Source organism: Mesorhizobium sp. P2_H9 (assembly GCF_056403215.1).
The window spans coordinates 435,098-460,761 of record NZ_JBFUFX010000003.1; the positions used below are offsets into that span (position 1 = coordinate 435,098).

Sequence of the window (25,664 nt, forward strand, 5' to 3'; positions counted from 1 at the left end):
ACCACTCGGAAGCTCACCGCAGGGCATCTATGGGTGCCGATCGTCCCCTGCGGTGTTGTGTTTGCAGCCCAATGCTCCTAGGCAGGGGCAAGTCTAGAGAAAGGATACGACATGGCACGACCACCGAACTACGGGCAAGAACGCAAGGAGCGTGACCGGCAGAAGGCTGCCAAGAAGGCGGAGAAGCTGGCGGCCAAGGTCGCGGCCAAGGATCGTTCGACGCCCGAGAGCGAGACCAACGCTGAAGCCGAGACCGAAACGGCAGAATAGAGCGGCATCCGACCCGGCGCGGCAGACCGGCTTACGCCTCCCGGTTACGTCAAGCTCGAGCCGGTCCTTGCCGTGCTCAGGCCGGCATCTTGTCGCTGACGAAGACGTTCACTTCGCGCGCGGCGGCGATGAAGGCGCGCCTTGCGTTCATCGCCGGCTTGTCGCCGGCCAGCGCGTCATGACAGGCCTGCAGCGCTTCGCGGTGCTTCATGCTGCGCTTGCCGGGCCAGCTGTTGAGCAGATAATCGGAAGCCTCGCGCGCCGTACGCAAGAGCTGAGTGCTTCCCTCCGCGACCGACTTGACGGTCACGGGTGTTTCAAATCGGTTGTTTTCCATGGCCGCTCTTACGCCATCGGCGTTCGCGAAGCGAGGCCGAAAGTGATTGCACTGCCCGTTCTGCCTTTTCGTGATGACGTGCGTCAGGCGGCGACGACGGCAAAGCCCCTGGCGCGCAGGCCGCGCCGGTCATTGTGCAGCGACGTCACCAGCCGGTCGCGGCTGCCCACGATGTGGGTTGAGAGCCGGCCTGCCGCCTCGTCGGCGTCGCCAGCCTGCACCGCCGCCAGAATGGCGTGGTGCTCGGCCCAGGCCCGGCCAAGGGCTGCCTCGTCGCGGACCTCAAGCCAGCGGGCGCGCGACAGACGCGTCATCGCATCGCGCACAGCCCTGAACAGAAACTCGTTGCCGGACAGACGCGCCAGCTCGATGTGGAAATCCATGCCGACGCGGTGCCATTCCTCGCGCGGGGTGCCGGCATCGCAGGAGTCGAGCATCGCTTCGATGACGTCGACGGCGCTCCTGTCCTCAAGGGCGCAGGTCAGGCGCAGCGCCGCGACCTCGACCGCCTCGCGATAGACGGCGATCTGCTCAAGCTCGGCAAGGTTGATCGGCGACACCGTCCAGCCGCGCCCGTCGCGGCAGATCAGCCCCTCCGTCTCCAGCCGCAGCAGTGCCGCCCTGACCGGCGTGCGCGACGCGCCGAAGCGGCCTTCTATCCAACGCTCCGTCAGCCGCTCGCCAGGGCCGATCTCGAGGCCGAGGATCATCTCGCGAAGCTGTTTTTCGACATTCTGCATCTGCGACATTTTTATTCCGTTGTTCTTGTCACTGGACCAATCGGCCGACCGTTCGAGGATGCCGCATTGACAGCAGCCGGACTTGCGTCCAAGACGGATACCAACTTGGTATCCCAAAATGGTATCCACAGCAAGCCATCGGCTGCCGGGACAGGACAAATGACATGCCGCAAGACAGCGCAGGCACATACAACGCCCATTGGCGGCGCAATCTCTTCGTTTGCGTTGCCGGCTCGTTCAGCACGCTGATCGCCATGACGCTACTGCTGCCGTTCCTGCCGCTCTATGTCGAGCAGCTCGGAGCCGAGGGCCACGCGGCAATCGTGCAATGGTCCGGCATCGCCTATGGCGCGACCTTCTTTGCGGCGGCGCTGGTCGCGCCTCTGTGGGGACGGCTGGGTGACCGCTATGGCCGCAAGCTGATGCTGGTGCGCGCCAGCTTCGGCATGGCCATCTGCATGTCGCTGACCGGCATGGTGCAGACCGTCTGGCAACTGGTGCTGCTGCGCCTGCTGATCGGATTTGCCGGCGGCTATTCCTCGGGTTCGACCATCCTTGTCGCCATGCAGACCCCCAAGGAGCGCTCCGGCTGGGCGCTGGGTGTGATGTCGGCCGGCATAACCGCCGGCGCCTTGGTCGGCCCCCTGCTCGGCGGCGTGCTGCCGCCATTGATCGGCATCCGCACCACCTTCCTCATCTCTGGCGGCGTCATTTTCCTGGCCTTCCTGGCGACGACCTTTCTCATCAAGGAGAACCCTCGCCCGGTCGCGACAGACACCAGGTCAAAGGAGAAACCCAGAGGTGGCTGGGCACAGATTCCCGACAAGCGCCCCGTCGTCGCCATGCTGGCGACTGGCATGCTGTTGAGTTTCGCCACCATGTCGATCGAGCCGATCATCACCGTCTATGTGCAGCAGCTCATCGAGGATCAGAGCCGGGTCACGTTGATCTCCGGCGTCGTCATGTCGGCGGCCGCGCTCGGCGCCATCCTGTCGGCCTCGCGTCTCGGCAAGCTCGCCGATCGCATCGGCCACTGGAACGTCATCGTCGGCGCCCTTGCCGTCTCGGCGCTGCTGCTCATCCCGCAGGCTTTCGTCACCGAGGGCTGGCAGCTGGTGGCCTTGCGTTTCCTGATGGGCCTGGCGCTGGGCGGTCTGTTGCCCTGCATCACCAGCGTCATTCGCCACAATGTTCCGGACGGCGTCGGCGGCAATGTGCTTGGCTTGTCGATCTCGGCGCAGTATGTCGGACAGGTTGCCGGGCCGCTGCTTGGCGGCTTTGTCGGCGGCCATTTCGGCATGCGGGCGGTGTTTCTCGGCACATCGGTACTGATGGCGGGCGGCGCGGTGTATAACTGGCTGGTCCAGTCACGCCGCGCACGCGACATGCTGGTGCAAGCCGGCAAATCCTGACACAGGCTATTTCAGATCACGGAGACATTGACATGGCCGATCAGCTTGCAGGCAACAGTGGCCGCATCCTGGTTTTTGCCGGCGGCCTGTGCGGCGCGGCGGGCGTGGCGCTGTCGGCCGCGGCGGCGCATCTGGGCGGCGCCTTCGTCGGCACGGCCGCGTCGTTCCTGATCATGCATGCGCCGGTGTTTCTTGCCGCCGGCCTTACCGGCGCAAACCGGATGCTGCGATGCGGAAGCTTCATCCTTCTCGCCGGGCTGCTGCTGTTCGCGGGCGATCTTCTCGCCCGAGACTTCCTTGGCTCAAGGCTGTTTCCGATGTCGGCGCCGATCGGCGGCACCTTGCTCATCGCCGGCTGGCTGGTGATTGCCGGCTCGGCGCTGGTGCGTCCACGGGCTTGAGGTTCGCCCTGTTGTGAGCGTCAGCCTACTGACGTTCACCCTTGCCGGCGCTCGTCCTCTCGGCGCTCAGGTCGGAGCGGCAGTTCACGGTCGCGCGTGGCCGGCTCGGCGGCACGCCGCCGCTCCGGCCGATTGGAGGCCGGCGACATACCCCAATAATTGCGAAGAATTTCTTCGAACAGACGATTGACGGGATGCATGGCACTCTCCCTGTTATGAAACTTGAATCGATCCAATCGACTGGCACAAAAATGCCGCGCCGATCAGCTCCGTTTGCGCTCCACGAGGAAACGCAGATCGCGCTTCCCGGTCTTGCCGCGGCGCTTCCGGGCAACCGGAGCGATGCCCCAGTCGTTGCCGTAGATGTCTTCGAACAGATAGTTGACGGGATGCATGGCACCCTCCTCTTCAAGCGATCCAACCACAATTGGCATGACACTTGGATCGATTCAAACATAGGCCTTGACGGGCGGATGTCAAGCAAAAATTTGAATCGATCCAACGAAAGTGCTAGATGCTGCCAACGAACGTGCTAGATGGGAGATGGAGGCAAGCAAAAATGGCGCTACGCGGCGAAGGCAGCACAAGACCCATCCGGCTGGCGGACATCGCCAAGGCCGCCGGGGTTTCGCACGGCACTGCCTCCAATGTCTTCAGCCGTCCCGAGATCGTGCGCGAGGAAGTGCGCGAGCGGGTCAAGGCGGCGGCGGAAGCGATGGGCTACGCCGGGCCCGACCCCAAGGGCCGGCTGCTGCGCGCCGGCAAGGTCAATGCGATCGGCGTCGCGACAGGCGAACCCCTCGCCTATTTCTTCGACGATCCCTATGCCCGGGCCATGATGGCCAGTATTTCCACGGCATGCGACGCCACCGGCGCCGGCATAGCACTGGTGTCCGCCAGCAATGAGGAAAAGCTTGCGTGGAACATCCAGAGCGCGCTGGTCGACGGCTTCATCCTGTTTTGCATCGAGGGCGGCTCGCGCCTTGTCGAGCTGACACGCGAGCGCAAGCTGCCCTTCGTTGCGCTTGAGCTCGGCTTCGAGGACGAGACGGTTTCGGCGATCGGTGTCGACAATGTCGCCGGCGCCCGCATGGCGGCGCGCCATCTCGCCGAGCTTGGCCATCGCCGCTTCGCCGTGCTGTCGCTGCAGTTCGCCGACGGCCGCACCGGCCTTGTTTCGCCTGAGCAGGTCGCGGCGGCGGTCTACACCGGCACGCGCGACCGCCTTGCCGGCTACTTCGAGGTGCTTTCCGGCTTCGGCGTCGACACCGCCAAGGTGCCGGTTTACGAGACCGAAAACGACGAGGCCAGCACGAGAGCCGGCCTCGAAACCATTTTCGCAAGCGGTGAGAAGCCCACAGCTATCCTGGCGATGTCGGACCGGATGGCCATGATCGCCATCGAATGGCTGGCTGCGCGGGGTATAGCGGTGCCCGGCGATGTCTCCATCGTCGGCTTCGACGGCGTGCCTGGCGCCGCACTTTGCGATCCTGCGCTGACCACGGTCGCCCAGCCGATTGCCGAGATGGGCCGCCGGGCGGCGCGGGCGATCCTTGATTTCGACGGCAAGGTGCTGCGCGAAATACTCGATGTCGAGCTGATCGTCAGGGCTTCGGCCGGGCCGCCCAAGAAAGCTTGAACCCTATCGGTTGGCGCCTGCCGCCGCCGGCTGCGCGCTGAAGGAGGCCCGCCCGGAGGCTGCTTCGCTGTGTGTCGGCCTCTTGCCGGATGCACCGACGGTCGAAAACCATTCGAGATAGAAGGCGAGCGCGAACTGCATGGCGATGCCTGCAGCGATCAGCAGAGTGTCATAGACAAGGCCTCCGGGATTGATCAGCTTCAGCACCTGCGCTGCCATGGCGAGCACCGTGCCGGCGATGAACACCGGCAGCGAGCGCTTGCCGAGTATGGCGAGCGGATGATCGCGAGCGGTGCGGAACAGGTTCGAGATGGCCGGAAAGGCAACGATCAAATAGCTCATCGCCAGAATGTGCAGCAACCGCGGCAACGACAGGAACGTCTTGTCGAAGCCGGTCAGCACCACCGGCAGATCCAGCCATGACACGTGCCCCCAGAGCGGGCTGTGCACCCAGACAAGCGCTCCCGCGACATAGATTGCCGCCGCGCCGACCAGCCAGCGATTGACTGGAATGGTGCCGCCGCGCCTGACATGCAGCGTGCCCGCCAGGCCGATGTTGAAGAGGAACTGCCACGACAGCGGATTGAGAAACCAGAACCCCGGCTCGGGATAATTGGGCGGCGCGATCTGGTAGATTCCGGCAACCAGCCACAACGTGCCGGACACGGCCAGCGCCAGCAGCGGCCGGTAGCTGACGAACAGCAGGAAGGCCGGCGCCATCAGCAGCAGCGCTGCATAGACCGGTAAGATGTTGTTGTAGCCGAGCTGATGACCAAGCGTGACGATGCCGATCAGCACCTCCGGCGTGTTTTTCATCAGCGGCTCGATGTTGATCAGTTTCAGCAGCTCCGGGCGACGGGCAAACACCGCCGCCGCGCAGAACATGGCCATCACCGCCATCGTGGTGACGATATGGGCGGCATAGAGCACACCCGCCCGCCGCCACATTTTCAGCGTCGCCAGCAGCCGGCCTCCCGGCTGGAATTTGCTGCCATAGGCGAGCGCGACGGCCATGCCGGAGATCAGCACGAACGCTTCCGCGGCGTCCGAAAAGCCGAAATTCTTGTAGGTCAGGGTTTCGAACGCGGTGCCTGGCACGTGGTCGACGAATATTGTGATCAGCGCGAGTGCGCGAAACACATCGATACGCGTGTCGCGTTCGGACGAAATTGGCATGGACATCGACAAAAGGCCTCAAAGCTGGTCGTTCATAGGGGCAATGCGACCCCCGACGCACCGCTTCGATTCCTCCCGTGAGAGAGTGTATCGGCGCAGAAACGGACTGAAGTTAGCCTGGTTCAATCAACTTTCACGGAGCATGAAAATATTCCGTTTTGAAGCCGGCAAATGAACAAAAGTGACGTTAAATCAAAAGGATGTGATGATGACTGAAGAGGCCGCCGAAGATGGACTTCTGAGGCGCGACCTGGACTTTCCCTACCGCCTCTACAGGCCTGCCGATGCAACCGGCGAAGTGCTTTTTCTGCTGCATGGTTCCGGCGTCGACGAGACCACGCTGGTCCCGCTCGGCCGGCAGATCGCGCCGCGCGCGGTGCTGGTGGCGGTGCGTGGCCGCATCCCCCAGGAGGACGGGTTCCGCTGGTTTACACGCATCACGCCGACGCGCTTCGAGCAGGACAGCATCCGCACGGAGACAGACGCATTCGCGGATTTCATTGCCGACGCCGCGAAGCGCCAAAACCTCGATCTCTCCCGCTCCACATTTCTCGGTTATTCGAACGGTGCCAATCTGGTTTCCAGCATGATGCTGCTGCATCCGGGCCTCGTCGAACGGGCGGCGCTGTTACGCGCCATGCCGGTGCTGGACGACGTGCCGCCGGCGGACCTCAGCAAGGCGCAAGTGCTGATCATTGCTGGTGCCGCCGACCTGACCTACGCCCCTTTCGCGCCGGCGCTGGTGTTACTGCTCAGCCAGCGCGGCGCCGAGATCGACGCCCGGATCATCCCATCAGGTCATGAATTCGGCGGCCGGGATGCCGAAATCGTCAGGCAATGGCTGGCAGGCCCAGCGGCCATCACACAGGCGGATTGACCGCTCAGCGCGCGGCGACGGCCGCATGGCATTCCGCGGCGAGATCGACTACGCCATGCTGGTCAAGATTTACGGCGTCGCCGGAAAGCGTTGGGAGATTGCAGACATCGTTGCGCTGATCGAGGCGAAGGAAGCCGAGAAGCCACTGGCGCTGCCCCTACGCGGTTGACAAGCCATCGCGTTCGACGAGCTTAATTGGAGCTATCTAGCGGAATGTGCTATGATTCCTGTCGTGGGCAAGAAGGCAAAGCAGAGGATCGAATCCTTGGCAGATCGCGAAATGGCGATCGAAGCCGCCTACTTTGCCCGCAAGTTCGGCCTCACCAAAGAGGAGGCACTCAAAACCCTCAAAGAGGCCCGCGTCGTGAAACCGTTGCCTAGCAGAAATCTGACAAAAACCCGATAAGGGTTGGGTTGGACGACAACCGGCTTTTGGCAAGAAATCGAACGGCACTTCAGGGCCATAGATTTTGCGTCAGATCTCTATGGACGTTCATATTCAGATTTCGGCGTCCTCTCCGCGTCAGCCGCCCAGGCGCGTGACAAGATAGGTGAGGGCCGAAATGGCGGCCGTGGCCGGCAAAGTGACGATCCAGGCAATGACGATGTTCCCGGCGATGCCCCAGCGTACGGCCGAGACGCGGCGGGCCGCGCCGACGCCGATGATGGCGCCGGTGATGGTATGCGTGGTCGACACTGGAACGCCGAGCCAGGTGGCGGCAAACAGGGTGGTGGCACCACCGGTCTCGGCGCAGAAGCCCTGCATCGGGTTCAGCCGGGTGATCTTCGAACCCATTGTGTGGACGATGCGCCAGCCGCCGAACAAGGTGCCGAGCGCCAGCGCCGTCTGACAGGTGAGGACGACCCACAGCGGCACATAGAAATTGGCGCCGAGCATGCCTTGCGAATAGAGCAGCACGGCGATGATGCCCATGGTTTTCTGGGCGTCGTTGCCGCCATGGCCGAGCGAATAGAGCGAGGCGGAAAAGAACTGCAGGACGCGGAAGGTGCTGTCGACGGCGAACGGCGTCTGGCGCACGAACAGCCAGGAAACGACAAGGATCAGGGCAAGCGCCAGAACAAAACCTGTCGCCGGTGACAGGACGATCGCGGCGACCGTCTTGCCAAGCCCCGTCCAGACGATGGCGCCGACCCCACCCTTGGCAACGCCGGCACCGACCAGCCCGCCGATCAGCGCATGCGAACTGCTCGACGGGATGCCGGCAATCCAGGTGACGATGTTCCAGACAATGGCGCCGACAAGGGCTGAGAAGATCACCGCCGGCGTGACGATGCTGACGTCGACGATGCCCTTCCCCACTGTCTCGGCGACATGGAGACCGAAGAACATGAAGGCGATGAAATTGAAGAAAGCCGCCCACAGAACGGCATATTGCGGCCGCAGCACGCGGGTGGAGACGATGGTGGCGATGGAATTGGCGGCATCGTGCAGGCCGTTGAGAAAATCGAAGAACAGCGCCACGGCGACAAGGCCGATCAGCACGGGAAAGGCAATGGTGGCTTCCATCACCTAAACATTCTCGATGACGATGCCGCTGATCTCGTTGGCGACGTCCTCGAAACGGTCGACCACCTTTTCCAGCTGGCCGTAAATCTCGCTGCCGATCAGGTAAGCCATCGGGTCGCTGCGGCCGTGCCGCTTGAACAGGTCCTTCAGCCCTTGCTCGTGCAGATCGTCGGCGCGGCTTTCGACGCGCATGACCTCTTCGGCGATGGCGTTGAGGCGCACGGTGTGCGTGCCGACCTTGCTCAGCAGCGGGATCGCCTCGGCGACCAGCTTGGCGGCAGCGACGATGACGCCGCCCATTTCCTGCATCAGCGGGTCGAATTCCTTCTTTTCGAACAGCTTCACCGTCTTGACGGTCTTGTGCATCATGTCGATGGCATCATCCATCGACTGGATCAGATCCTTGATGTCGCCGCGATCGAAAGGCGTGATGAAGGAGCGCCGCACCGCAAGCAGTACTTCGGCGGTGATATGATCGGCCTCATCCTCGAGATCGATGATCTTCTGACACCAGCGATCGATGTCCTTGCCCTGCAGAAGCTGCTCCAGCGCCTCGGCGCCGCCGACCACGGTGCGGGAATGTCGCTCGAACAGCTCGAAGAATCGATCCTCGCGCGGCAGCAGCTTGCGGAACCAGCCCAGCATGTCCGACCTCCCGTCGCGCTTCCATGACCCTGTCCATTCACATAGCGCCCCAGCGAGCCACTGGAAACAGTAAGCCGGCTGAAAGATGTGGATGCGGACAACGAGGCTTGAGACGGAAACCGACTTTCGAGAAGCGCAGGATATCTGCGATGAAGATCGCCGGCGTGCGGCCGGCGGAAATCGAAGCGGTGCTGCCGATGCCTTCGGCCGACGTCATGCTGTCGCTGCTCGCCCAGATGGAAGGCTGAGCAGAAGTAACCGCCTACCCTCGCCCCATCCTGTTCCAGGCATCCAGCCCGGCGATCTTGTAGGCTTCGGCGAGCGTGGGATAGTTGAAGGTGTTGTTGACGAAGAAATCGACGGTGCCGCCGAGGTTGATCACCGCCTGGCCGATGTGAATGAGTTCGGTGGCGCCCTCGCCAACGATGTGGGCGCCGAGCAGGCGGCGGGTTTCGATTGAGAACAGCAGCTTCAGGAAGCCGGTGTTGACGCCCATGATGTGGCCGCGCGAGGTCTCGCGGAAGCGCGCCACGCCGACCTCATAAGCAGCGCCACTGTCGCGCACCTGTTCCTCGGACTGGCCGACGGTGGAGATTTCCGGCACCGCGTAGATGCCATAGGGAAAGGTTTCCGGCGGCGGCGGCAAGGGCACGCCAAAAGCATGGCAGGCGGCCACCCTGCCCTGCTCCATTGAGGTGGAGGCAAGGCTCGGAAAGCCAATGACGTCGCCGGCGGCATAAATGTTGGGCACGCTGGTCTGGAAAGTCTGCGGGTCGACTTTGATGCGGCCCCTGGAATCGGCGTCGATGCCGACCAGGTCGAGGCCCAAGGTTCCGACATTGCCGGTGCGACCGGCGGCGTAGAGTACGACATCCGAACGGATGGTGCGGCCATCGGCCAGTTCGACTTCCGCGGCCTCCGGCTTGGAGCGGATTTCCTTCACCGCGCTGCCCAGCCGGATCGTCATGCCGCGGTCGCGCATCTGGTGGATGAAATCGTCGACGATCTCGCGGTCGACGAAATCGAGGATGGTGTTGCGCGGCTCGACCAACGTCACCGGCACGTCGAGCGCGGAAAAAATCGTCGCATATTCGACGCCGATGACGCCGCCGCCGATCACCGTCAGCGTGCGCGGCAACTGGCCGAGCTCCAGCATCTCGTCACTGTCGAAGACACGGGTCTTGTCGAAGGGCACGTCACGCGGCCGATGCGGCCTGGTGCCGACCGCGATCAGCGCATGGGCGAATCCGACTTCGCTGTAGTCGCCGGTGTCGGTGGTCAGGCTGACCTTGTTGGGTCCGAGGAACTTTACCGCGGCGCGCGCGCTCTTGACCGTATTGCGCATGAACTGGTGCTGCAGCACCTCGACCTCGTGATCGAGCGTCTTGTGCAGGCGTTCGACCAGATCGCCAACCGAAATGTCCTGCTTGACCCGGTAGCCGCGTCCGTAAAAGCCACGCTCGCGCCAACCGGAAAGGTTGAGCACCGTCTCGCGCAGTGTCTTCGACGGGATGGTGCCGGTGTGTACGGACACGCCGCCGAGGCGCCGCCCCCTGTCGACCACCAGCACCGATTTGCCGAGCTTGGCCGATTGCACCGCGGCGCGGCGCCCGGAAGGCCCGCTGCCGATGACCAGCATGTCATAATCCATATTGCCCCGTCCCTCGCCCCTGGCGCCTGACTGCCTTTGTTGCGCCGCAGCAAGCTAACGCCATCCGTGCGGTGAATTCAACCGATTCGCACCGCGCCGGCGCAGCTTCGTCATCGATGCCGCTGAAAGGCCCGATCTTGATTATGCCGCAGGCCTTCACCATTTCATCACAGCCAGGTCCGCACCCTATTGCGGCCCCGATTACGAGGATATGACATGAACGCGCGCGTACTTGACGGCGAAATCATCACCAGCAGGCTCGAAGATATCAGGGCCTATGAGGGCGTGCGCTCTCGGCGCATCTTTGCCTTCATCATCGACTATTGCATCGTCGCGCTGCTGACCATTCCGTTCGCGATCCTGGTGTTCCTGTTTGGGCTACTGACGCTCGGTCTCGGCTGGATGCTGTTCTCAATCCTCGTGCCGGCTGTCGCCATCCTCTACATTTGGAACACGCTGGGCAGCATCGACCAGGCCACGACGGGCATGAAGATGATGGGCATCCGGCTCGACCGCCTCGACGGCACCCGCATCGACGGGCTTACCGCCGTCGTGCATTCGGTGCTGTTCTGGGCCGGCAACGTCATGCTGACGCCGCTCGTGCTTCTGGTGACCCTGTTTTCCGACCGCAAACGCACTCTGCACGATCTGCTGCTCGGCACGGTGGTCAGCCGCAGCGACCGTTGAAACAGCTTTTTGCGAGTCCCGGGAGCCGCTTTTGCATAAATGTGAAGGCGTCCGGTCAACCAAGCGTCTATAATCCTGTTGAATTTTTCGCCGTCCGCGCCAAAGGTAGGACGATTCGCAGGAGTGTTTCCAAGGCTCGATGACGCAGCACCCGACCCAGTCGCCGCAGTTCTTCCTGACCGCGCCGTCGCCGTGCCCGTATCTTGAGGGCCAGTTCGAGCGCAAGGTGTTCACGCATCTGGTCGGCGACAAGGCGCCGGAGATGAACGACCTGCTGACGCAAGGCGGGTTCCGGCGCTCGCAGAACATCGCCTACCGGCCGGCCTGCGAGACCTGCCGAGCCTGCGTCTCGGTGCGCATCCTGGCGCAGGAATTCACCGCCAGCCGCAACATGAAGCGGGTGATCCAGCACAATTCCGATCTCGTCGGCGCCATGCACGACGCGCAACCGTCGACTGAGCAGTACTCGCTGTTCCGCAGCTACCTCGACGCCCGCCACCGCCGTGGCGGCATGTCCGACATGACGGTGCTCGACTACGCCATGATGGTTGAGGACACCCATGTCGACACCAAGGTCATCGAATATCGCCGACGCGGCCCCGACACTTTCATCACCGGCAAGGGCCAGGGCGAGCTGATCGCCGTGGCGCTGACCGACAAGATGGCCGACGGCCTGTCGATGGTCTATTCCTACTTCAATCCCGACTTCGAGGACCGTTCGCTCGGCACCTTCATGATCCTCGACCACATCGCCCGCGCCAGAGCCATGGGCCTGCCCCATGTCTATCTCGGCTACTGGGTCAACGGCTCGCGCAAGATGAACTATAAGATGCGCTTCATGCCGCAGGAGCATCTCGGCCCGAAGGGCTGGGAGCGCTACGACCACGAAGCGGTTTCGCGCTGATTTTTTCCTTCGCTGTTCATCCTTAGACTGTTTCAAGGGGGATGCCGCTGGTCTTCCGGTCAATCGACTGGAAAACAGACGCTGGGCCGGTTTACGGCTGCCTCAAATTCATTGAGAGAACTGCCCGCATGTCGGCCCACCACGACCACCAGAAAGGCCTTCTCATCACCGCCATAGGCGGGCTGGCGCTGACTTTCGACATTCCGCTGATCCGGCTCGCCGACGGCGGCGCCTGGACAATCCTCTTGCTGCGCACCGGCACAACTTTCCTCGCAGCGCTGGTCATCTGGGCCGTCTGGCGCTCGCTGAGTAAGGACGCGCCGCAGCTCATCCCCGGTTGGTCGGGGCTGATTGTCGCCGCACTCTACGGGCTGGGCTCGATCTGCTTCGTCACCGGCGTCTTCAACACCTCGACCGCCAACCTTGTCTTCATCCTGGCCTTCACCACCATGTTTTCAGCCCTGCTGTCATGGCTGTTCCTGAAGGAGCGGCCGCGGCCGATCACGCTTGCCGCGCTCGCGCTGATGATCGTCGGTGTCGCCATCATCGTTGGCGATTCGATCGGCACCGGGCATCTGTTCGGCGACCTGATGGCGCTGTGCGCGGCGTTCATGATTGCCGCCGCCATCACCATCTCGCGCGCCAGCGGCAAGGACATGGGTTTTACCGCGCTGATCGGTGTCATCCTGCCCTGTGCCGTCGCCGCGTTCATGGTCTCGAGAACCGGTGTTCAGGTGAACGCGCCGTGGTGGATCATCTTCAACGGCGCCGTCATCATGCCGATTTCGTTCTTCTGCCTCGCCAACGGGCCGAAATACATTTCCGGCCCGGAAGTGGCGATGTTCTATCTGCTCGAAACCGTGCTGGCGCCGGTCTGGGTGTGGGCGATCTTTGCCGAAACCCCATCCCGCAACAGCCTGATCGGCGGCGCCATCCTCATCGTCACGCTGGTCGCCCATTCGCTGTGGCAATTGCATGAGGGGCGCAAGCGCCGCGCCACGCTTGCCGTCAGTCACCCGGCTTAAGCAACCACGCGCAAAGACGCACCCCGGCAGCGTTGCTAGATTGATCTGGCAACTGGTTTGAAACTGCTGCGATCGACAAAGGCCGCGAACAGCGCCGCCAACAATGCGAGCGATGCCGATGCCAGCAAGATACCGAGCAGCAGACGCACCGCGCCTGCTTCTCTGAGGAACAGGCCGGCGACCATGGCGATAAGGGCGCCGCCTGCCAACGACATCGCGGCAGCCAGACCGGCGGCGGTGCCGGCAAGATCGGCACGAACCGACAGCACACCCACATTGGCGGCGGGCATCGTCAGCCCGTTGCCTATGCCAATGAACATGCAAGGCACAAAGAACGCCAAAGCGTGAGTGGCGCCCGAGATCGACAGGATCAATCCAAAAAACAGGCCGAGGCAGGTCAGGAGCCGTGCGAACACCAGCACCGCGCCTCGCGCATATCCGGACCCGTATCGGCCGGACAAAAAGCTGCCCAGCAGAAAACCGGTCGGGACCATTCCCATAAAGAGGCCCAGCATCGCGCTTGAGCCGCCGAGCGATCCGTTCATGGCCAGCGGAGCGCCGCCAAGGAAGATGTAGAATGTGCCCATCGAGCAGGCCATGCACAGCGCGAAAGCCCAGAATCTGACCGAGCCCAGCAACTGCAAATAGGACGCAAAATAGCTGCTTGCCGACTGCCGTGAAGGCGCAGCCGTCTCTCTCAGGCCGCGCAGGCAAAAAACCAGCATGGCCGTGCCCAGCGCCGCAAGCACGATGAAGATCGACCGCCATCCGAACAGCTCGTCCAACACCCCGCCGAGGGTAGGCCCGAGCATCGGCGCAACAGCCCACCCCATGGCGGCGTAGCCTATTCGGCTTGTCGCTTCGCGTTCGCCCGACGTCTCCTTGATGACCACGAGTGCGATGGAGAAGCAGGCAGCGATGGATGCTTGCATCAGTCGAAGGAGCAAGAAAACTTCAATGCTGGTGGCAAGGGCGCATCCAACGGACGCAAGGATGAAGATCGCGATGGAAGTCAATGCAACCGGCCTGCGCCCAAATCGATCCGACAATGCACCTGAGATCAGTTCCGTCAGCGCCGTGACAATCGCATAGCCAGCAACCGAAAGATTGACCAGCGCGAAATCAGCGTCGAACTCGACCGCGATCTTGGGTAGCGACGGCAAATAGATATTCACCGGCAAAACTGAGAGAGCCGTCAGGAATATGAGGATGGCATAAGGGGGTGGAGCCGAAACCGTCTCCCCGGTTTGCATGCCTGTAGGCTTGGTTGAGCTGTCGCGCGTCATGGTCTTGCCGCCCTGTCAGGAAGATCTTCAGAAATCTGACGAGGGCCGGCCCGGACTGCGGGCACAAAAAAAGGCCCCGTCAGGAGCCTGCTTACCGCGCATGGGTGCTTCCGCCGGGTGGCTACACCACCCTGCCCATGCGCTCTCCTACCACGACAAAGACGAATTCGAACTTCATGGCGATATAGCTAGACAGCAATTGAAGTGCCGTCAATTACCGTAGTCTCGGGCATCCGATCGCAGGATCTATGCCCTGGCCTTTTTCTCGGTAACAATTTCGATCTGTGGCGGGCTGCCGTCTAGCTCCTCGGGTGGCGCGGCGGCAAGTTCGTCCACCAGCTCCACCTCACGCAACCATTCGCGCCAGATCGCGACCAGCAGCGCCATCAGCACCGGGCCGATGAACAGGCCGAGAAAGCCCATCGTCTTGACGCCGCCGATGAGGCCGAAAAAGGTCGGCAGGAAGGGCAGCTTGATCGGTCCGCCGACCAGTTTTGGGCGCAAAGTCTTGTCGACGATGAACAGCTCGACCGCGCCCCAGAGGAACAACGCCAGCCCGGACATCGGCGAACCGCTGGCGGCGAGGTAGATCGACACCAGGGTGAACGAGAGCGGGGCGCCGCCGGGAATCAGTGCCATGACGCCGGTCAGCGCGCCGAGCGTCACCGGCGACGGCACGCCGGCCAGCCAATAGGCGATGCCCAGCACCAGCCCCTCGCCGATGGCGATGACGGTCATGCCGGTGACGGTCGAGGAGATCGTTGCCGGCACCACGCGCGAGATCCGCTCCCACCGCGTCGGCAGGATGCGCTCGCCGAGACGGTCGACCTGCCCGGCGAAATGCTCGCCGTCGCGATAGGCGAAGAACAGCGCGATCATCATGAACAGCAACGTCAGCAACAGGCCGAAGGCGCTGCCGCCGGCAGCCAGCACGCCGCGATAGATGCTGCCGATATTGGCGCCGCTGACCAGCTGGATCAGTTCGCCGATGCCGCCGGGATGGCCGATATTGGTCGTCCACTGCTCGTTCAGCCACTCGCCGACCACAGGCAGTGTCGCAATCCAGTGCGGCGTCACCGCGCCGTGCCGGTTGGTCTCGATCGCCCAGCCGACCCATTCGCGCACCTCGTTGATGGCATAGGTGCCGGCGAGCGCAATCGGCACCACCAGGAAAGTGAGGATGAACAGGATCGCCAAAGTCGCGGCGATCGTGCGGTTGCCGCCAACGCCGGCGAGCATCCGCCGATAGAGTGGCCAGCTGGCGAAGGCGATAACCAGAGCAGCCAGCACCGGAAACAGGAAGCCATGGAAGAAGTAGACACCGGCGGCTACTATCAGCACCAGCAGCCAGCGCGCCGCCGACAGCGGCGGGATCACGGCGGACCTCACCGGCGTCGACAGGCCGAACAGGCGCTGATGCCGTTCCGGTTTCTGGATCTCAGCCTGCTTCAAACGCCCATCTCTCCCCTGCCGACCTCAGCGTTTATGCACTGTTATAGTGCCGCAATCGTGACGATAGTCCAAATGCTTGGCCATCTCCCCCCTTGAGGGGGAGATGGCCGGCAGGCCAGAGGGGGTCGCCGCGCGTGAAGCGCTAGGCTCTTCTGCCGGCGAAGGGGTGCCGCGTCTGGACGTACCGACCCCCTCTGTCGCCTTCGGCGACATCTCCCCCACGAGGGGGAGATTCCTACCCGAACTTCCCTGTCCTCGGGAATCCCTTCGGCACCATCCGTCCGGCAGACGCGCGGGCGCCAATCCATTCGGCGAGTTCGTCGCGCGACTTGGTGAAGGTGCGGTCTGCCGAATCCTGCCAGGACAGGCCAGCCTCCAGCGTGAAGGTTTTGAGGTCGAGCACGCCGCCATCCTTGTACTTCTGCAGGCGAACGCCTTTGCCGCGGCCCATCTCCGGGATTTCGGAGAGCGGGAACACCAGCATCTTGCGGTTCTCGCCGACAATGGCGAGATGATCGCCGGTGACCGGCACGCAGCGCTTGGCCTCGTCGGGCGACTTGACGTTCATCACCTGCTTGCCCTTGCGGGTGTTGGCGACGACCTCTTCTTCCGGCACGACAAAGCCGTTGGCGTCGTGTGACACCAGCAGCAGTTTGCGCTTCGGGTCATGGATAAAGGCGGTGACGATATCCTGGTCGTTGTCCATGTCGACGATGATGCGGATCGGCTCGCCATGGCCGCGGCCGCCCGGCAGCCGGTCGGCGCCGATGGTGTAGAACTTGCCGCCGGTGGTAAACACCAGCACCTTGTCGGTGGTCTGGGCATGGAAAGCGAGCTTGAGGCTGTCGCCCTCCTTGAAGGTCAAGGTGGAATGATCGGTCAGGTGACCTTTCATCGCCCTGAGCCAGCCCTTTTCCGAGACCACCACGGTGACCGGCTCGCGCTCAATCATGGCGTGCGCGATGTCGGTCAAATCGTGTTCGGGCGCGTCGGCGAACTGGGTGCGGCGCTTGCCGAGATCGGTCTCCGGTCCGAATTTGTCGCGGATGCTGGTGACTTCCCACTTGATCGTCGACCACTGCTTGGCGTCGGAGGCAAGCAGCGCCTCGATCTGCTTCTTCTCGGTGGAGAGGCCGTCGAATTCCTTGCGGATCTCGAATTCCTCCAGCTTGCGCAAGGCGCGCAGCCGCATGTTGAGGATGGCTTCGGCCTGGGTGTCGGTGAGCGACCAGCGCGCCATCATCACTTGCTTGGGCTCATCCTCCTCGCGGATGATCCTGATCACCTCGTCGATGTTGAGGTAGGCGATCAGATAGCCGGCGAGGATCTCGAGGCGTCTTTCGATCTCGCCAAGGCGATGCTTCGAGCGGCGGACCAGCACCTCGCGGCGGTGCTCCAGCCATTCCCTGAGCACGCCCTTCAGCGACAAGACGTTCGGCACCTTGCCGCGCGACAGCACATTCATGTTGAGCGGGAAGCGGCTTTCGAGCTCGGTCAGCTTGAACAGCGATTCCATCAATATGCCCGGATCGACCGAACGGCTCTTCGGCACAAGCACGACGCGGATGTCTTCCGCACTTTCGTCGCGGATATCTTCCAGCAGCGGCAATTTGCGCGCCATCAACAGCTCGGCGATCTTTTCGATCAGCCGGGCCTTCTGGACGCCATAGGGGATTTCGGTGACGACGATGCTCCAGGTGCCCCTGCCCTGGTCCTCCTGGCTCCATTTGGCCCTGACGCGAAAGCCGCCGCGGCCGGTTTCGTAGGCTTCGAGAATCGAAGCGCGGCTGTCGACGATGATGCCGCCGGTCGGGAAGTCAGGCCCCTGGACGAAGTCCATCAGCTTGGTCACCGGCGCATCCGGATGCTCGATCAGATGCAAGGCGGCGTCGCAAAGCTCGGCGGCGTTGTGCGGCGGGATCGAGGTCGCCATGCCGACCGCAATGCCGGACGAGCCGTTGGCGAGCAGGTTCGGGAAGGCGCCAGGCAGAACGACCGGCTCTTCGTCCTCCTCATTGTAGGTCGGCCGGTAGTCGACCGCGTCCTCGGTGATGCCGGCAAGCAGCTCGGTCGCCACATCGGTCATGCGCGCTTCGGTGTAGCGCATGGCGGCGGCGTTATCGCCGTCGATGTTGCCGAAATTGCCTTGCCCGTCGACCAAGGGGTAGCGCATCGAAAAATCTTGCGCCAACCGCACCAGCGCGTCGTAGATCGACTGGTCGCCATGCGGATGGAACTTGCCCATCACCTCGCCGACGATGCGGGCGCATTTGGCAAAGCCCTGGTCGGGGTTGAGCCTGAGCAGCCGCATGGCATGCATGATGCGGCGATGCACCGGCTTCAGCCCGTCGCGCACATCCGGCAGCGCCCGGTGCATGATGGTCGACAGCGCATAGGCGAGATAGCGCTCTTCCAGCGCCTTCTTCAGGTCGACCGGTTCGATATGATCGCCGCCGCCATCTTGAGGCGGCAAAAGCCTTTTTCCCATGGGCTGGAACTAGCCGAGCGGGTGATTCGCGGCAAGGCGCCGGTGTGGGAATCCGCATCGGCGCGACCCTGGACGGTCTATGAGCCCACATTCCGGCAATGGGAGCACCGCCATTGACCGCGCTGTGTGATGGATTTCACTGAATTGCCGGCGCGAGCACTCCAATTTGCCGACCTTGTGCAACAGCATCGGAAGCGGTGCGGGCGCCTGCCAACATCAATCTGTTACACGCGCTGTCTAAGGCATGACGCGACGACGCATGGACCCGATCTTCATGACAAATTCACCGCATCACGCAAAGGCTGGCGATCGGGTTTGCGTTTCGCCGTGATTTTCGGCCATTCTAATGGACAAATGCCTTTATCCGGTCCAGTTCGTCACGGAATGGTGACGACGCAACGAATGAAACCATTCTTTCAAGGACATCTCAGGGGACTTGCAATGACAATTCAACGCTCATTTTACAAACTCGCTCTTTCGACCTTTCTGCTGACGTTGCCGCTGAATGCGGCCCTTGCGCAGAATGCGGCGGTCGCCGACCGGCTCAAGGCTCTGGCTGCCGCCCAGGGCATGGACATCTCCTGGACCGGCGTGACCGGTGACGACTCCAATTTGGTGCTGCAGGGCGTGACCGTGAAACCGGCGGCAGAAAAGGAAGCGCTGCCGATCGGCGACGTGAAACTTGAGGGCGTGACCGAGGCCAATGGCGGCTACGATATCGGAACCGTCTCGACCTCCGCCTTCACGCACAGCAAGGATGGCGTCACGCTGGATCTCAGCCCCTTCGTGATCCACGACATGACCGTTCCGGCCGAGGGCGCCACGGGCCCGATGGGTTCGATGATGATGTACAAGTCGGCCGAACTCGCCAACATGACGGTGAAGGTCGCTGACAAGACGGCCTTCTCGATGGACGGGCTCGCCGTCGAAATTACCCCGCCGGCCGACGGCAAGGCGATGGAGTTTTCCTTGACGACGGAAAAATTCAACGGCGACCTCACCCTCGTCGACGATGCCCAGTCCAAGGCAGTGATCGACGCGCTCGGCTACCAGAACATATCAGGCAATATCGAAATGGCCGGCACCTGGCAGCCCGCGGACGGCAAGATGGAATTGTCGAAATACGACATGTCCGTCGACAATGCCGGTACGCTCGGCATGACTTTCGATATCGGCGGCTACACGCTCGATTTCGTCAAGTCGATGCAGGAGATGCAGAAAAAGATGGCGGCACAGCCCGAAGGCGCCGACAATTCGGCGCAAGGCATGGCCATGCTCGGCCTGTTGCAGCAGCTTTCGTTCAACGGCGCCTCGATCCGCTTCGACGACGATTCGCTGACCGGCAAGCTGCTGGACTATTTCGGCAAGCAACAGGGCATGTCCGGCAAGGACATTGCCAACCAGGCCAAGGCGATCGTGCCCTTCGGCATGGCGCAGCTCAACAATCCCGAGCTGACGGCTGAAGTGTCGGCCGCCGTAAACAAATATCTCGACGATCCGCAGAGCCTCGAGATTTCGGCAGAGCCGCCGGCATCGGTGCCGTTCGCGCTGATCATGGCCGGCGGCATGTCCAACCCGTACGACCTGCCGAAGACGCTCGGCGTCCACGTCAAGGCGAACGAAGACTGATAAACGCGCTTTCAAATACAAAAAGCCCGGCAGCGATGCCGGGCTTTTTTGTGGGCCGATTCTCGAATCGAAAGAACCGGTTGAGCCAGGTTCTTAAACCTCTTTCTTCGTCACCGCGACGCGCAGCGACAAGTCGCGAAGCTGCTGCGGGCTCGCTTCCGACGGCGCGTTCATCAGCAAGTCGTAGGCCTGCTGGTTCATCGGGAACATGGTGATTTCGCGCAGGTTCTTGGCCCCGACCAGCAGCATGACAACGCGGTCGACACCCGCCGCCATGCCGCCATGCGGCGGCGCGCCGTACTGGAAGGCACGATAGAGACCGCCGAAGCGTTCCTCGACCGTCGCACGGTCCAGCCCGACCGTCTCGAAAGCCTTGACCATGGTTTCCGGCAGATGGTTGCGGATACCGCCGGAGGCGATCTCGAAGCCGTTGCAGACCATGTCGTACTGGAACGCCTTGATGCCGAGCAGGTCGTCGCCGTTGAGCGCGTCGATGCCGCCCTGCGGCATCGAGAACGGATTGTGGGCGAAATCGATCTTCTTCTCGTCCTCATTCCATTCGAAGAACGGGAAGTCGACGATCCAGCACAGTTCAAAACGCTCGCGGTCGACAAGGTTCAGCTCCTCGCCGGCCCGCGTGCGCGCAGCGCCCGCGAAGGAGACGAACTTCTTCGGATCGCCGGCGACGAAGAAAGCGGCGTCGCCGTCGGCGAGGCCGAGCTGGAGGCGGATCGCTTCGGTGCGCTCCTCGCCAATGTTCTTGGCCAGTGGTCCGGCGCCTTCGAGCTTTTCGCCCTCCTTGCGCCAGAAGATGTAGCCCAGTCCCGGCTGGCCCTCGCCTTGCGCCCAGGAATTCATGCGGTCGCAGAAAGCGCGTGAACCACCGGTCCTGGCCGGGATGGCCCAGATTTCGGCCTTCGGGCCGTTGGCTAAGATGTTGGCGAACACCTTGAACCCGGACTCGCGGAAATGATCGGAGACAGCCTGCATCTCGATCGGGTTGCGCAGGTCCGGCTTGTCGGAGCCGTATTTGCGCATCGCCACGTCATAAGGAATGCGCTGGAAGTTCTGCGTCACCGGCTTGCCGTTGGCAAAAGTCTCGAAGACGCCGCGCATCACCGGCTCCATGGTCGACAGCACATCATCCTGCTCGACGAAGCTCATCTCCAGATCGAGCTGGTAGAATTCGCCGGGCAATCGGTCGGCGCGCGGGTCCTCGTCGCGGAAACATGGGGCGATCTGAAAATAGCGGTCGAAGCCCGACACCATGATCAATTGCTTGTACTGCTGCGGCGCCTGCGGCAGCGCGTAGAAGGTGCCGGGATGGATGCGCGACGGCACCAGGAAGTCGCGCGCGCCCTCGGGCGATGAAGCGGTCAGGATCGGCGTCGAGAATTCGGTGAAGCCGACCTCGCCCATGCGCTTGCGCATCTCGGCGATGATCCTGGTGCGCGCCACGATGTTCTTGTGCAGCGTCTCGCGGCGCAAATCGAGGAAGCGGTATTTGAGGCGGATGTCCTCGGGATAATCCGGTTCGCCGAACACCGGCAGTGGCAATTCCTTGGCCGCTGACAGCACTTCGATCTCGCGCGCGAAAATCTCGATCTCGCCGGTTGGCAGATTGGCATTCGCGGTCTCGGCCAAACGTGCCTTGACCTCGCCGTCGACGCGGATGACCCACTCGCCGCGCACGGTCTCGGCGATCTTGAAAGCCGGCGAATCCGGGTCGGCGACGATCTGGGTCAGGCCGTAGTGGTCGCGCAGGTCGATGAACAGCAGGCCGCCATGGTCGCGCACGCGATGCACCCAGCCCGACAGGCGAACGGAAGCGCCGACGTCGCTCTTTCGCAATTGGGCACAGGTATGGCTGCGGTAACGATGCATTGTCATAGGGATTAAGTCCGGATGCTGGGGTTGCGGGCCGACGGCCCGGCTCGAAATTTGCGCGAAAAGCGCATGAGAGCCCAGCTTTGTCAAGGCAAGCGGGTGCGGGCGCTGCCTGTTCAGGCGAAGTGGATTTCGGCGCCCTGCCGTTCGAAATCCGCGAGGATCGCTGCCGGCGCGGTCTTTTCAACCACCAGATGGCGGATCGCTTCAGGCCCAGTGACGCGGTAGGGCGCGGCGGTGGCCAGCTTGTCGTTGGTGACGGCGATGACGATGCCGGCGCTGTTCCTGGCCATGGCCCGCTTCACTTCGGCCTCTGCCGAATCGAAAGCGGTGACGCCGCGTGAGGCATCGAGACCGCAGGAGCCCAGGAAAAACAGATCGGCGCCAAGCTGGGCGACGGCCGCCAGCGTATCGCCGCCGACACAGGTTCCAAGGTCGCGATCGAACCTGCCGCCCAGCACGATCAGTTCGACCAGGGGATGATCGGACAATGCCGAAGCAACACTGAGCGAATTGGTGGCTATGGTCAGCTCGAGGTCGCGCGGAATGGCCCTGGCGATCGCGGCATTGGTGGTGCCGCCATCGATGAACAGGCTCTGCCCGCTGGAAAGCAGCGCCACCGCCGCGCTCGCCAGCCGCATCTTCTCCTCGACCGCATGGCCACCGCGCTGGCCGACCGGCGCCGCGGCGAAGGGCGCCGGAGCGACCGCGCCGCCATAGACGCGGCGGCACTGCCCGGCCTTTGCCAGCTCCCTCAGGTCGCGGCGGACCGTGTCTTCCGAAACGCCGAACCGGGTTGCCAGCTCGCCGGCCAATACCCTGCCCTGCGCCGCAAGCCGGTCGCGGATGAGCTGATGCCGTTCATCGGTGAGCATTGCATGATCCTGTTTCTTCATGCACGTTCTTGCATGTTTTGCACGTTTATGCAAGAAGCGAGGCGCGCCTGCAGTTGGACAAGCCAACTGACGGCCCCCTCCTTCGTTGAAAGCATTGCGATGATTTTTGGCCTCAGCCTCGCCCCTCAACACCGGGTTTATGCCGGGTTTGCGATCTATTCGTTTGGCATGGGCAACATCTTTCCGCGACTGCCTGACATCAAGCACGCCATGGACATCCAGGACGGCACGCTGGGGCTCAGCCTGATCGGCACGCCGATCGGCACCTTGACCGCGCTCACCCTGGCGGCGCCGATACTGGAGCGCGTCGGCTTCCGCCGCGCGCTGCTCGGGCTGGTTCCGCTGCTGACGGTGGCCTATGCGATCGCGGTGCACGCACCGGGGCCTGTCTCCCTGTTCCTCATGCTGTTTCCGGTCGGGCTGATGATCGGCAGCATCGAGATCATGCTCAATGTCGAGGCCGACAGGACGGAATTCCTGGTCAAGCGCCGGATCATGAACCGGGCACATTCGTTCTGGAGCATCGGCTTCTTCGGCGCTGGCCTGTTCGGCGCGGCACTCGCGCATCTCGGCGTCTCGCCGCAATTGCACCTGGCGATGGTCGTGCCGATGGTAGCAATATCGACGGCGCTGTTTCTCGGTGGTTACCAGCCTGCACCAAGCCGCTTTGCCGGCAATGGCGACGAGCCTCCCATGCGGGCACCCACGCTGGCACGGCCGACGCTGCCGATCCTTGTCCTCGTTGCGGTGACGCTGTCGGCAATGCTAATGGAAGGCGCCAGCATGGACTGGTCGGCGATCTATATGCGCACCGTGTTCGAATCGGGGCCGTTCGTCGCCGGGTTCACGGTGGCGCTGTTTGCATTCTCGCAAGCAACCACGCGCTTTTTCGCCGACAGCTTCGTCGAACGCCACTCGCCAAGCGGCGTGGCGCGCGTGCTGTTGGCGAGCATGGCGGCGGGCGTACTGCTGGTCTTCCTGTCGCCTGCCCCATTCCTGTCCATGCTGGGCTTTGCCCTTCTGGGCATCGGCAGCAGCGCGCTCTTTCCGCTGGCGATTTCCGCGGCCGCCCAGCGAACGGATCGCCCCGCGGCAATCAATGTCGCGGCGCTGTCGCAGATCTCCTTCGTCGCCTTCCTGCTAGGTCCGCCGCTGCTCGGCTTCGTCTCGGAGCATTGGGGCATCCGGTCGGCCTTTGCCATCGGCATCCCGTTCATCGCGCTCAGCCTGCTGACCGCCGGATCGCTTGGCCGACGGGCGCCGTCGGACAAGCCTGAGGCGCCGTCGAGCGAGGCGCCCGACCCGGCCCGGCGGAAAATGTCGGCGCAGGCCAGCGAGGCATGAACGGCTCTCACTGCTAAAAGCACAGGTCGTCGCAACAAGACGCCCTGTTGGCGGATAAGCCGCTGGCAATGGCCGCACCGATGGTTCAGAAAAGCATAGCCATCCAACCGCGGTCCTCCATGTCCTCGATCCGCCCGCTGATCCCGCTCCTTCTCGCCGCCGGCATCCTGCTTGGCGGCAATGGGCTGCAGAGCACGTTGATCGCGCTGCGCGGCGCGCAGGAAGGCTTTCCGGCCTCATCCATCGGCCTCATGGGCACCTTCTATTTCGCCGGCTTCCTGCTCGGCTGCCTCGCCGTCACCCGCATCATGAAGGCGGTCGGCCATGTGCGTGCCTTCGCGGCGCTGGCCGCGATCGCCTCCGCCGGCACGCTGCTTCTGGTGCTGGTCATCGATCCGGTGATGTGGTGCGCGGTGCGTTTTGCCGGCGGCTTCTGCTTTGCCGGTTTGTTCACCATCATGGAAGCCTGGCTCAATTCCGGAGTCACCAACAAGGATCGCGCACGGGTTCTGGCCATCTACCGCATGGTCGACATCGGCTCGGTGACCGGCGCGCAGTTCCTTATCCCGATCTTTGGCGCCGGCGGTTTTGCCATCTTCGCCATCATGTCGATCATGATCACTTTGTCGCTGGTGCCTGTCTCGCTCGGCGACCGTTCCAACCCTGCGCCACCCGAAGAGGTCAAGCTCGATCTGGCGCGCGTCTGGCGGATTTCGCCGCTCGGCTGCTTCGGCTGCATCGCCGTCGGCGTCACCAACAGCGCCTTTCGCACGCTGTCGCCGGTCTATGCCGAACAGATCGGCATGTCGGTCGCCGATGTCGTCACCTTCGTCAGTGTCGGCATTTTCGGTGGCGCCATCATCCAGTATCCGCTCGGCTATCTCTCCGACCGCTGGGACCGACGCCGGGTGCTCTTGATCACCACCTGCTGCGCCATGTTTGCCGCGCTGGCGCTGGTGTTCGTGGCGGGCACCAACCCGACGCTGAACTTTATCATCATCTTCATCTTCGGCTGTTTTGCCATGCCGCTCTATTCGCTTTCGGCGGCGCATTCCAACGACCGCGCCGACAAGGGCGAGTTCGTGCTGATCAACGCGGCCTTGATGCTCTTTTATTCCTTTGGCGCCATTGGCGGCCCGTTTGCCGCTTCGACGGCGATGCAATATTTCGGGCCAAGCGCGCTGTTCGTGTTCAGCGCCACCGTCTACGCTGTCTTCATCGTCGTCATCCTCTACCGCATGCAGGTGCGCTCCGGCGTGCCGGCAGGCAAACGCAGCCGGTTCATCGCGCTTTTGCGCACATCGACGGTTTTCGCCCGGCTGGCGAGGCGCAGCGGCGATTCCGACGGGTCCGCTGAGCCCTGATAAAGGGGCTGCGGCTTGACGAAAGC

At 63.0% G+C, this 25,664-nt stretch carries 26 protein-coding genes; 13 read left to right on the top strand and 13 right to left on the bottom strand.

Features of this window, described 5'->3' with window-relative positions; translation table 11 throughout:
- Window positions 1–111 precede the first annotated feature (111 nt).
- Window positions 112–270 (top strand): hypothetical protein, encoded by a 159-nt coding sequence (locus AC1DXN_RS08130; protein WP_477242808.1) that lies wholly within the window; start codon window positions 112–114, stop codon window positions 268–270.
- A gap of 76 nt (window positions 271–346) precedes the next feature.
- Here the strand turns inward: AC1DXN_RS08130 and AC1DXN_RS08135 are convergent, their stop codons facing one another.
- Together AC1DXN_RS08135 and AC1DXN_RS08140 are read right to left on the bottom strand one after the other, a co-directional pair.
- Window positions 347–580 carry a DUF982 domain-containing protein gene (locus AC1DXN_RS08135; RefSeq protein ID WP_477242807.1) on the bottom strand — a complete coding sequence of 78 codons (234 nt, stop codon included), beginning with the start codon at window positions 578–580 and terminating at the stop codon, window positions 347–349.
- A 110-nt stretch (window positions 581–690) separates the two neighbouring features.
- On the bottom strand, window positions 691–1,356 hold the full coding sequence (locus tag AC1DXN_RS08140) for a GntR family transcriptional regulator (RefSeq protein WP_477269150.1): 666 nt from the start codon (window positions 1,354–1,356) through the stop codon (window positions 691–693).
- A gap of 155 nt (window positions 1,357–1,511) precedes the next feature.
- Here AC1DXN_RS08140 and AC1DXN_RS08145 point away from each other — a divergent pair, with 155 nt between their 5' ends.
- Window positions 1,512–2,759 (top strand): multidrug efflux MFS transporter, encoded by a 1,248-nt coding sequence (locus AC1DXN_RS08145; protein ID WP_477269148.1) that lies wholly within the window; start codon window positions 1,512–1,514, stop codon window positions 2,757–2,759.
- 32 nt (window positions 2,760–2,791) lie between these two features.
- Window positions 2,792–3,160: a DUF423 domain-containing protein gene (locus AC1DXN_RS08150; protein WP_477269146.1), complete on the top strand. Its 369-nt coding sequence runs from the start codon at window positions 2,792–2,794 to the stop codon at window positions 3,158–3,160.
- A gap of 35 nt (window positions 3,161–3,195) precedes the next feature.
- Here the strand turns inward: AC1DXN_RS08150 and AC1DXN_RS08155 are convergent, their stop codons facing one another.
- Together AC1DXN_RS08155 and AC1DXN_RS08160 are read right to left on the bottom strand one after the other, a co-directional pair.
- The gene (locus AC1DXN_RS08155; RefSeq protein WP_477269144.1) at window positions 3,196–3,360 is read right to left on the bottom strand and encodes a hypothetical protein; all 165 of its coding nucleotides are present in this window, start codon (window positions 3,358–3,360) and stop codon (window positions 3,196–3,198) included.
- Between the two features lie 63 nt (window positions 3,361–3,423).
- Window positions 3,424–3,555 carry a hypothetical protein gene (locus tag AC1DXN_RS08160; RefSeq protein ID WP_477269142.1) on the bottom strand — a complete coding sequence of 44 codons (132 nt, stop codon included), beginning with the start codon at window positions 3,553–3,555 and terminating at the stop codon, window positions 3,424–3,426.
- 164 nt (window positions 3,556–3,719) lie between these two features.
- On the opposite strand from AC1DXN_RS08160, the gene AC1DXN_RS08165 reads away from it, so the two are divergent.
- A complete protein-coding gene (locus AC1DXN_RS08165) occupies window positions 3,720–4,799 on the top strand; it encodes a LacI family DNA-binding transcriptional regulator (RefSeq protein WP_477269140.1) in 1,080 nt (359 codons plus the stop codon).
- 3 nt (window positions 4,800–4,802) lie between these two features.
- On the opposite strand, the gene AC1DXN_RS08170 is transcribed toward AC1DXN_RS08165, so the two are convergent.
- The gene (locus AC1DXN_RS08170; protein ID WP_477269138.1) at window positions 4,803–5,981 is read right to left on the bottom strand and encodes an OpgC family protein; all 1,179 of its coding nucleotides are present in this window, start codon (window positions 5,979–5,981) and stop codon (window positions 4,803–4,805) included.
- 202 nt (window positions 5,982–6,183) lie between these two features.
- Here AC1DXN_RS08170 and AC1DXN_RS08175 point away from each other — a divergent pair, with 202 nt between their 5' ends.
- From AC1DXN_RS08175 to AC1DXN_RS08185, 3 genes are read left to right on the top strand one after another with little or no spacing between them, the layout of a single operon-like run.
- The gene (locus AC1DXN_RS08175; protein WP_477269136.1) at window positions 6,184–6,852 is read left to right on the top strand and encodes an alpha/beta hydrolase; all 669 of its coding nucleotides are present in this window, start codon (window positions 6,184–6,186) and stop codon (window positions 6,850–6,852) included.
- Window positions 6,853–6,877: 25 nt separating this feature from the next.
- Window positions 6,878–7,021, top strand: coding sequence for a hypothetical protein (locus tag AC1DXN_RS08180; protein WP_477269134.1), 144 nt, complete (start codon window positions 6,878–6,880; stop codon window positions 7,019–7,021).
- 51 nt (window positions 7,022–7,072) lie between these two features.
- On the top strand, window positions 7,073–7,258 hold the full coding sequence (locus tag AC1DXN_RS08185) for a hypothetical protein (RefSeq protein ID WP_477269132.1): 186 nt from the start codon (window positions 7,073–7,075) through the stop codon (window positions 7,256–7,258).
- A gap of 117 nt (window positions 7,259–7,375) precedes the next feature.
- Here AC1DXN_RS08185 and AC1DXN_RS08190 read toward each other — a convergent pair whose 3' ends face one another.
- From AC1DXN_RS08190 to sthA, 3 genes are all read right to left on the bottom strand, one after another.
- Window positions 7,376–8,380: an inorganic phosphate transporter gene (locus AC1DXN_RS08190; RefSeq protein WP_477269131.1), complete on the bottom strand. Its 1,005-nt coding sequence runs from the start codon at window positions 8,378–8,380 to the stop codon at window positions 7,376–7,378.
- 3 nt (window positions 8,381–8,383) lie between these two features.
- Window positions 8,384–9,025 carry a DUF47 family protein gene (locus tag AC1DXN_RS08195; RefSeq protein WP_477242797.1) on the bottom strand — a complete coding sequence of 214 codons (642 nt, stop codon included), beginning with the start codon at window positions 9,023–9,025 and terminating at the stop codon, window positions 8,384–8,386.
- A gap of 262 nt (window positions 9,026–9,287) precedes the next feature.
- Window positions 9,288–10,676 carry a Si-specific NAD(P)(+) transhydrogenase gene (gene sthA / locus AC1DXN_RS08200; protein ID WP_477269129.1) on the bottom strand — a complete coding sequence of 463 codons (1,389 nt, stop codon included), beginning with the start codon at window positions 10,674–10,676 and terminating at the stop codon, window positions 9,288–9,290.
- A 216-nt stretch (window positions 10,677–10,892) separates the two neighbouring features.
- Here sthA and AC1DXN_RS08205 point away from each other — a divergent pair, with 216 nt between their 5' ends.
- The 3 genes from AC1DXN_RS08205 (at window position 10,893) to AC1DXN_RS08215 (ending at window position 13,292) form a co-directional block, all read left to right on the top strand.
- Window positions 10,893–11,363 carry an RDD family protein gene (locus AC1DXN_RS08205; protein ID WP_477242795.1) on the top strand — a complete coding sequence of 157 codons (471 nt, stop codon included), beginning with the start codon at window positions 10,893–10,895 and terminating at the stop codon, window positions 11,361–11,363.
- A gap of 139 nt (window positions 11,364–11,502) precedes the next feature.
- A complete protein-coding gene (locus AC1DXN_RS08210) occupies window positions 11,503–12,267 on the top strand; it encodes an arginyltransferase (RefSeq protein ID WP_107647332.1) in 765 nt (254 codons plus the stop codon).
- A 128-nt stretch (window positions 12,268–12,395) separates the two neighbouring features.
- Window positions 12,396–13,292, top strand: coding sequence for a DMT family transporter (locus AC1DXN_RS08215; RefSeq protein ID WP_477269127.1), 897 nt, complete (start codon window positions 12,396–12,398; stop codon window positions 13,290–13,292).
- A 35-nt stretch (window positions 13,293–13,327) separates the two neighbouring features.
- Here AC1DXN_RS08215 and AC1DXN_RS08220 read toward each other — a convergent pair whose 3' ends face one another.
- The 3 genes from AC1DXN_RS08220 to parC all read right to left on the bottom strand — a co-directional run bounded on the left by AC1DXN_RS08220 (window position 13,328) and on the right by parC (window position 18,518).
- A complete protein-coding gene (locus AC1DXN_RS08220; protein WP_477269125.1) occupies window positions 13,328–14,578 on the bottom strand; it encodes an MFS transporter in 1,251 nt (416 codons plus the stop codon).
- Between the two features lie 246 nt (window positions 14,579–14,824).
- Window positions 14,825–16,030 (bottom strand): AI-2E family transporter, encoded by a 1,206-nt coding sequence (locus AC1DXN_RS08225; protein ID WP_477269123.1) that lies wholly within the window; start codon window positions 16,028–16,030, stop codon window positions 14,825–14,827.
- 235 nt (window positions 16,031–16,265) lie between these two features.
- Window positions 16,266–18,518, bottom strand: coding sequence for a DNA topoisomerase IV subunit A (gene parC / locus AC1DXN_RS08230; RefSeq protein ID WP_477269121.1), 2,253 nt, complete (start codon window positions 18,516–18,518; stop codon window positions 16,266–16,268).
- Window positions 18,519–18,959: 441 nt separating this feature from the next.
- Between parC and AC1DXN_RS08235 the strand changes: the two genes are divergently transcribed.
- Window positions 18,960–20,147, top strand: coding sequence for a hypothetical protein (locus AC1DXN_RS08235; protein ID WP_477269120.1), 1,188 nt, complete (start codon window positions 18,960–18,962; stop codon window positions 20,145–20,147).
- A 93-nt stretch (window positions 20,148–20,240) separates the two neighbouring features.
- On the opposite strand, the gene aspS is transcribed toward AC1DXN_RS08235, so the two are convergent.
- Together aspS and AC1DXN_RS08245 are read right to left on the bottom strand one after the other, a co-directional pair.
- Window positions 20,241–22,037: an aspartate--tRNA ligase gene (gene aspS / locus AC1DXN_RS08240; RefSeq protein ID WP_477269118.1), complete on the bottom strand. Its 1,797-nt coding sequence runs from the start codon at window positions 22,035–22,037 to the stop codon at window positions 20,241–20,243.
- Window positions 22,038–22,150: 113 nt separating this feature from the next.
- A complete protein-coding gene (locus AC1DXN_RS08245) occupies window positions 22,151–22,909 on the bottom strand; it encodes a DeoR/GlpR family DNA-binding transcription regulator (protein ID WP_477269116.1) in 759 nt (252 codons plus the stop codon).
- A 120-nt stretch (window positions 22,910–23,029) separates the two neighbouring features.
- Here AC1DXN_RS08245 and AC1DXN_RS08250 point away from each other — a divergent pair, with 120 nt between their 5' ends.
- Together AC1DXN_RS08250 and AC1DXN_RS08255 are read left to right on the top strand one after the other, a co-directional pair.
- On the top strand, window positions 23,030–24,274 hold the full coding sequence (locus tag AC1DXN_RS08250; RefSeq protein ID WP_477269114.1) for an MFS transporter: 1,245 nt from the start codon (window positions 23,030–23,032) through the stop codon (window positions 24,272–24,274).
- A gap of 119 nt (window positions 24,275–24,393) precedes the next feature.
- A complete protein-coding gene (locus tag AC1DXN_RS08255; RefSeq protein ID WP_477242786.1) occupies window positions 24,394–25,638 on the top strand; it encodes an MFS transporter in 1,245 nt (414 codons plus the stop codon).
- Window positions 25,639–25,664: the final 26 nt, after the last annotated feature.

What these genes read in the sequence shown, in the direction of transcription:
- parC (WP_477269121.1), bottom strand. Translation starts at nt 18,518, where the DNA reads ATGGGAAAAAGGCTTTTGCCGCCTCAAGATGGCGGCGGCGATCATATC.
- AC1DXN_RS08205 (WP_477242795.1), top strand. Translation starts at nt 10,893, where the DNA reads ATGAACGCGCGCGTACTTGACGGCGAAATCATCACCAGCAGGCTCGAA.
- AC1DXN_RS08185 (WP_477269132.1), top strand. Translation starts at nt 7,073, where the DNA reads ATGATTCCTGTCGTGGGCAAGAAGGCAAAGCAGAGGATCGAATCCTTG.
- AC1DXN_RS08145 (WP_477269148.1), top strand. Translation starts at nt 1,512, where the DNA reads ATGCCGCAAGACAGCGCAGGCACATACAACGCCCATTGGCGGCGCAAT.
- AC1DXN_RS08170 (WP_477269138.1), bottom strand. Translation starts at nt 5,981, where the DNA reads ATGTCCATGCCAATTTCGTCCGAACGCGACACGCGTATCGATGTGTTT.
- AC1DXN_RS08195 (WP_477242797.1), bottom strand. Translation starts at nt 9,025, where the DNA reads ATGCTGGGCTGGTTCCGCAAGCTGCTGCCGCGCGAGGATCGATTCTTC.
- sthA (WP_477269129.1), bottom strand. Translation starts at nt 10,676, where the DNA reads ATGGATTATGACATGCTGGTCATCGGCAGCGGGCCTTCCGGGCGCCGC.
- AC1DXN_RS08190 (WP_477269131.1), bottom strand. Translation starts at nt 8,380, where the DNA reads ATGGAAGCCACCATTGCCTTTCCCGTGCTGATCGGCCTTGTCGCCGTG.
- AC1DXN_RS08175 (WP_477269136.1), top strand. Translation starts at nt 6,184, where the DNA reads ATGACTGAAGAGGCCGCCGAAGATGGACTTCTGAGGCGCGACCTGGAC.
- AC1DXN_RS08150 (WP_477269146.1), top strand. Translation starts at nt 2,792, where the DNA reads ATGGCCGATCAGCTTGCAGGCAACAGTGGCCGCATCCTGGTTTTTGCC.
- AC1DXN_RS08140 (WP_477269150.1), bottom strand. Translation starts at nt 1,356, where the DNA reads ATGTCGCAGATGCAGAATGTCGAAAAACAGCTTCGCGAGATGATCCTC.
- AC1DXN_RS08155 (WP_477269144.1), bottom strand. Translation starts at nt 3,360, where the DNA reads ATGCATCCCGTCAATCGTCTGTTCGAAGAAATTCTTCGCAATTATTGG.
- AC1DXN_RS08220 (WP_477269125.1), bottom strand. Translation starts at nt 14,578, where the DNA reads ATGACGCGCGACAGCTCAACCAAGCCTACAGGCATGCAAACCGGGGAG.
- AC1DXN_RS08245 (WP_477269116.1), bottom strand. Translation starts at nt 22,909, where the DNA reads ATGCTCACCGATGAACGGCATCAGCTCATCCGCGACCGGCTTGCGGCG.
- AC1DXN_RS08160 (WP_477269142.1), bottom strand. Translation starts at nt 3,555, where the DNA reads ATGCATCCCGTCAACTATCTGTTCGAAGACATCTACGGCAACGACTGG.
- AC1DXN_RS08165 (WP_477269140.1), top strand. Translation starts at nt 3,720, where the DNA reads ATGGCGCTACGCGGCGAAGGCAGCACAAGACCCATCCGGCTGGCGGAC.
- AC1DXN_RS08130 (WP_477242808.1), top strand. Translation starts at nt 112, where the DNA reads ATGGCACGACCACCGAACTACGGGCAAGAACGCAAGGAGCGTGACCGG.
- AC1DXN_RS08180 (WP_477269134.1), top strand. Translation starts at nt 6,878, where the DNA reads ATGGCATTCCGCGGCGAGATCGACTACGCCATGCTGGTCAAGATTTAC.
- AC1DXN_RS08215 (WP_477269127.1), top strand. Translation starts at nt 12,396, where the DNA reads ATGTCGGCCCACCACGACCACCAGAAAGGCCTTCTCATCACCGCCATA.
- AC1DXN_RS08255 (WP_477242786.1), top strand. Translation starts at nt 24,394, where the DNA reads ATGTCCTCGATCCGCCCGCTGATCCCGCTCCTTCTCGCCGCCGGCATC.
- AC1DXN_RS08235 (WP_477269120.1), top strand. Translation starts at nt 18,960, where the DNA reads ATGACAATTCAACGCTCATTTTACAAACTCGCTCTTTCGACCTTTCTG.
- AC1DXN_RS08210 (WP_107647332.1), top strand. Translation starts at nt 11,503, where the DNA reads ATGACGCAGCACCCGACCCAGTCGCCGCAGTTCTTCCTGACCGCGCCG.
- AC1DXN_RS08250 (WP_477269114.1), top strand. Translation starts at nt 23,030, where the DNA reads ATGATTTTTGGCCTCAGCCTCGCCCCTCAACACCGGGTTTATGCCGGG.
- aspS (WP_477269118.1), bottom strand. Translation starts at nt 22,037, where the DNA reads ATGACAATGCATCGTTACCGCAGCCATACCTGTGCCCAATTGCGAAAG.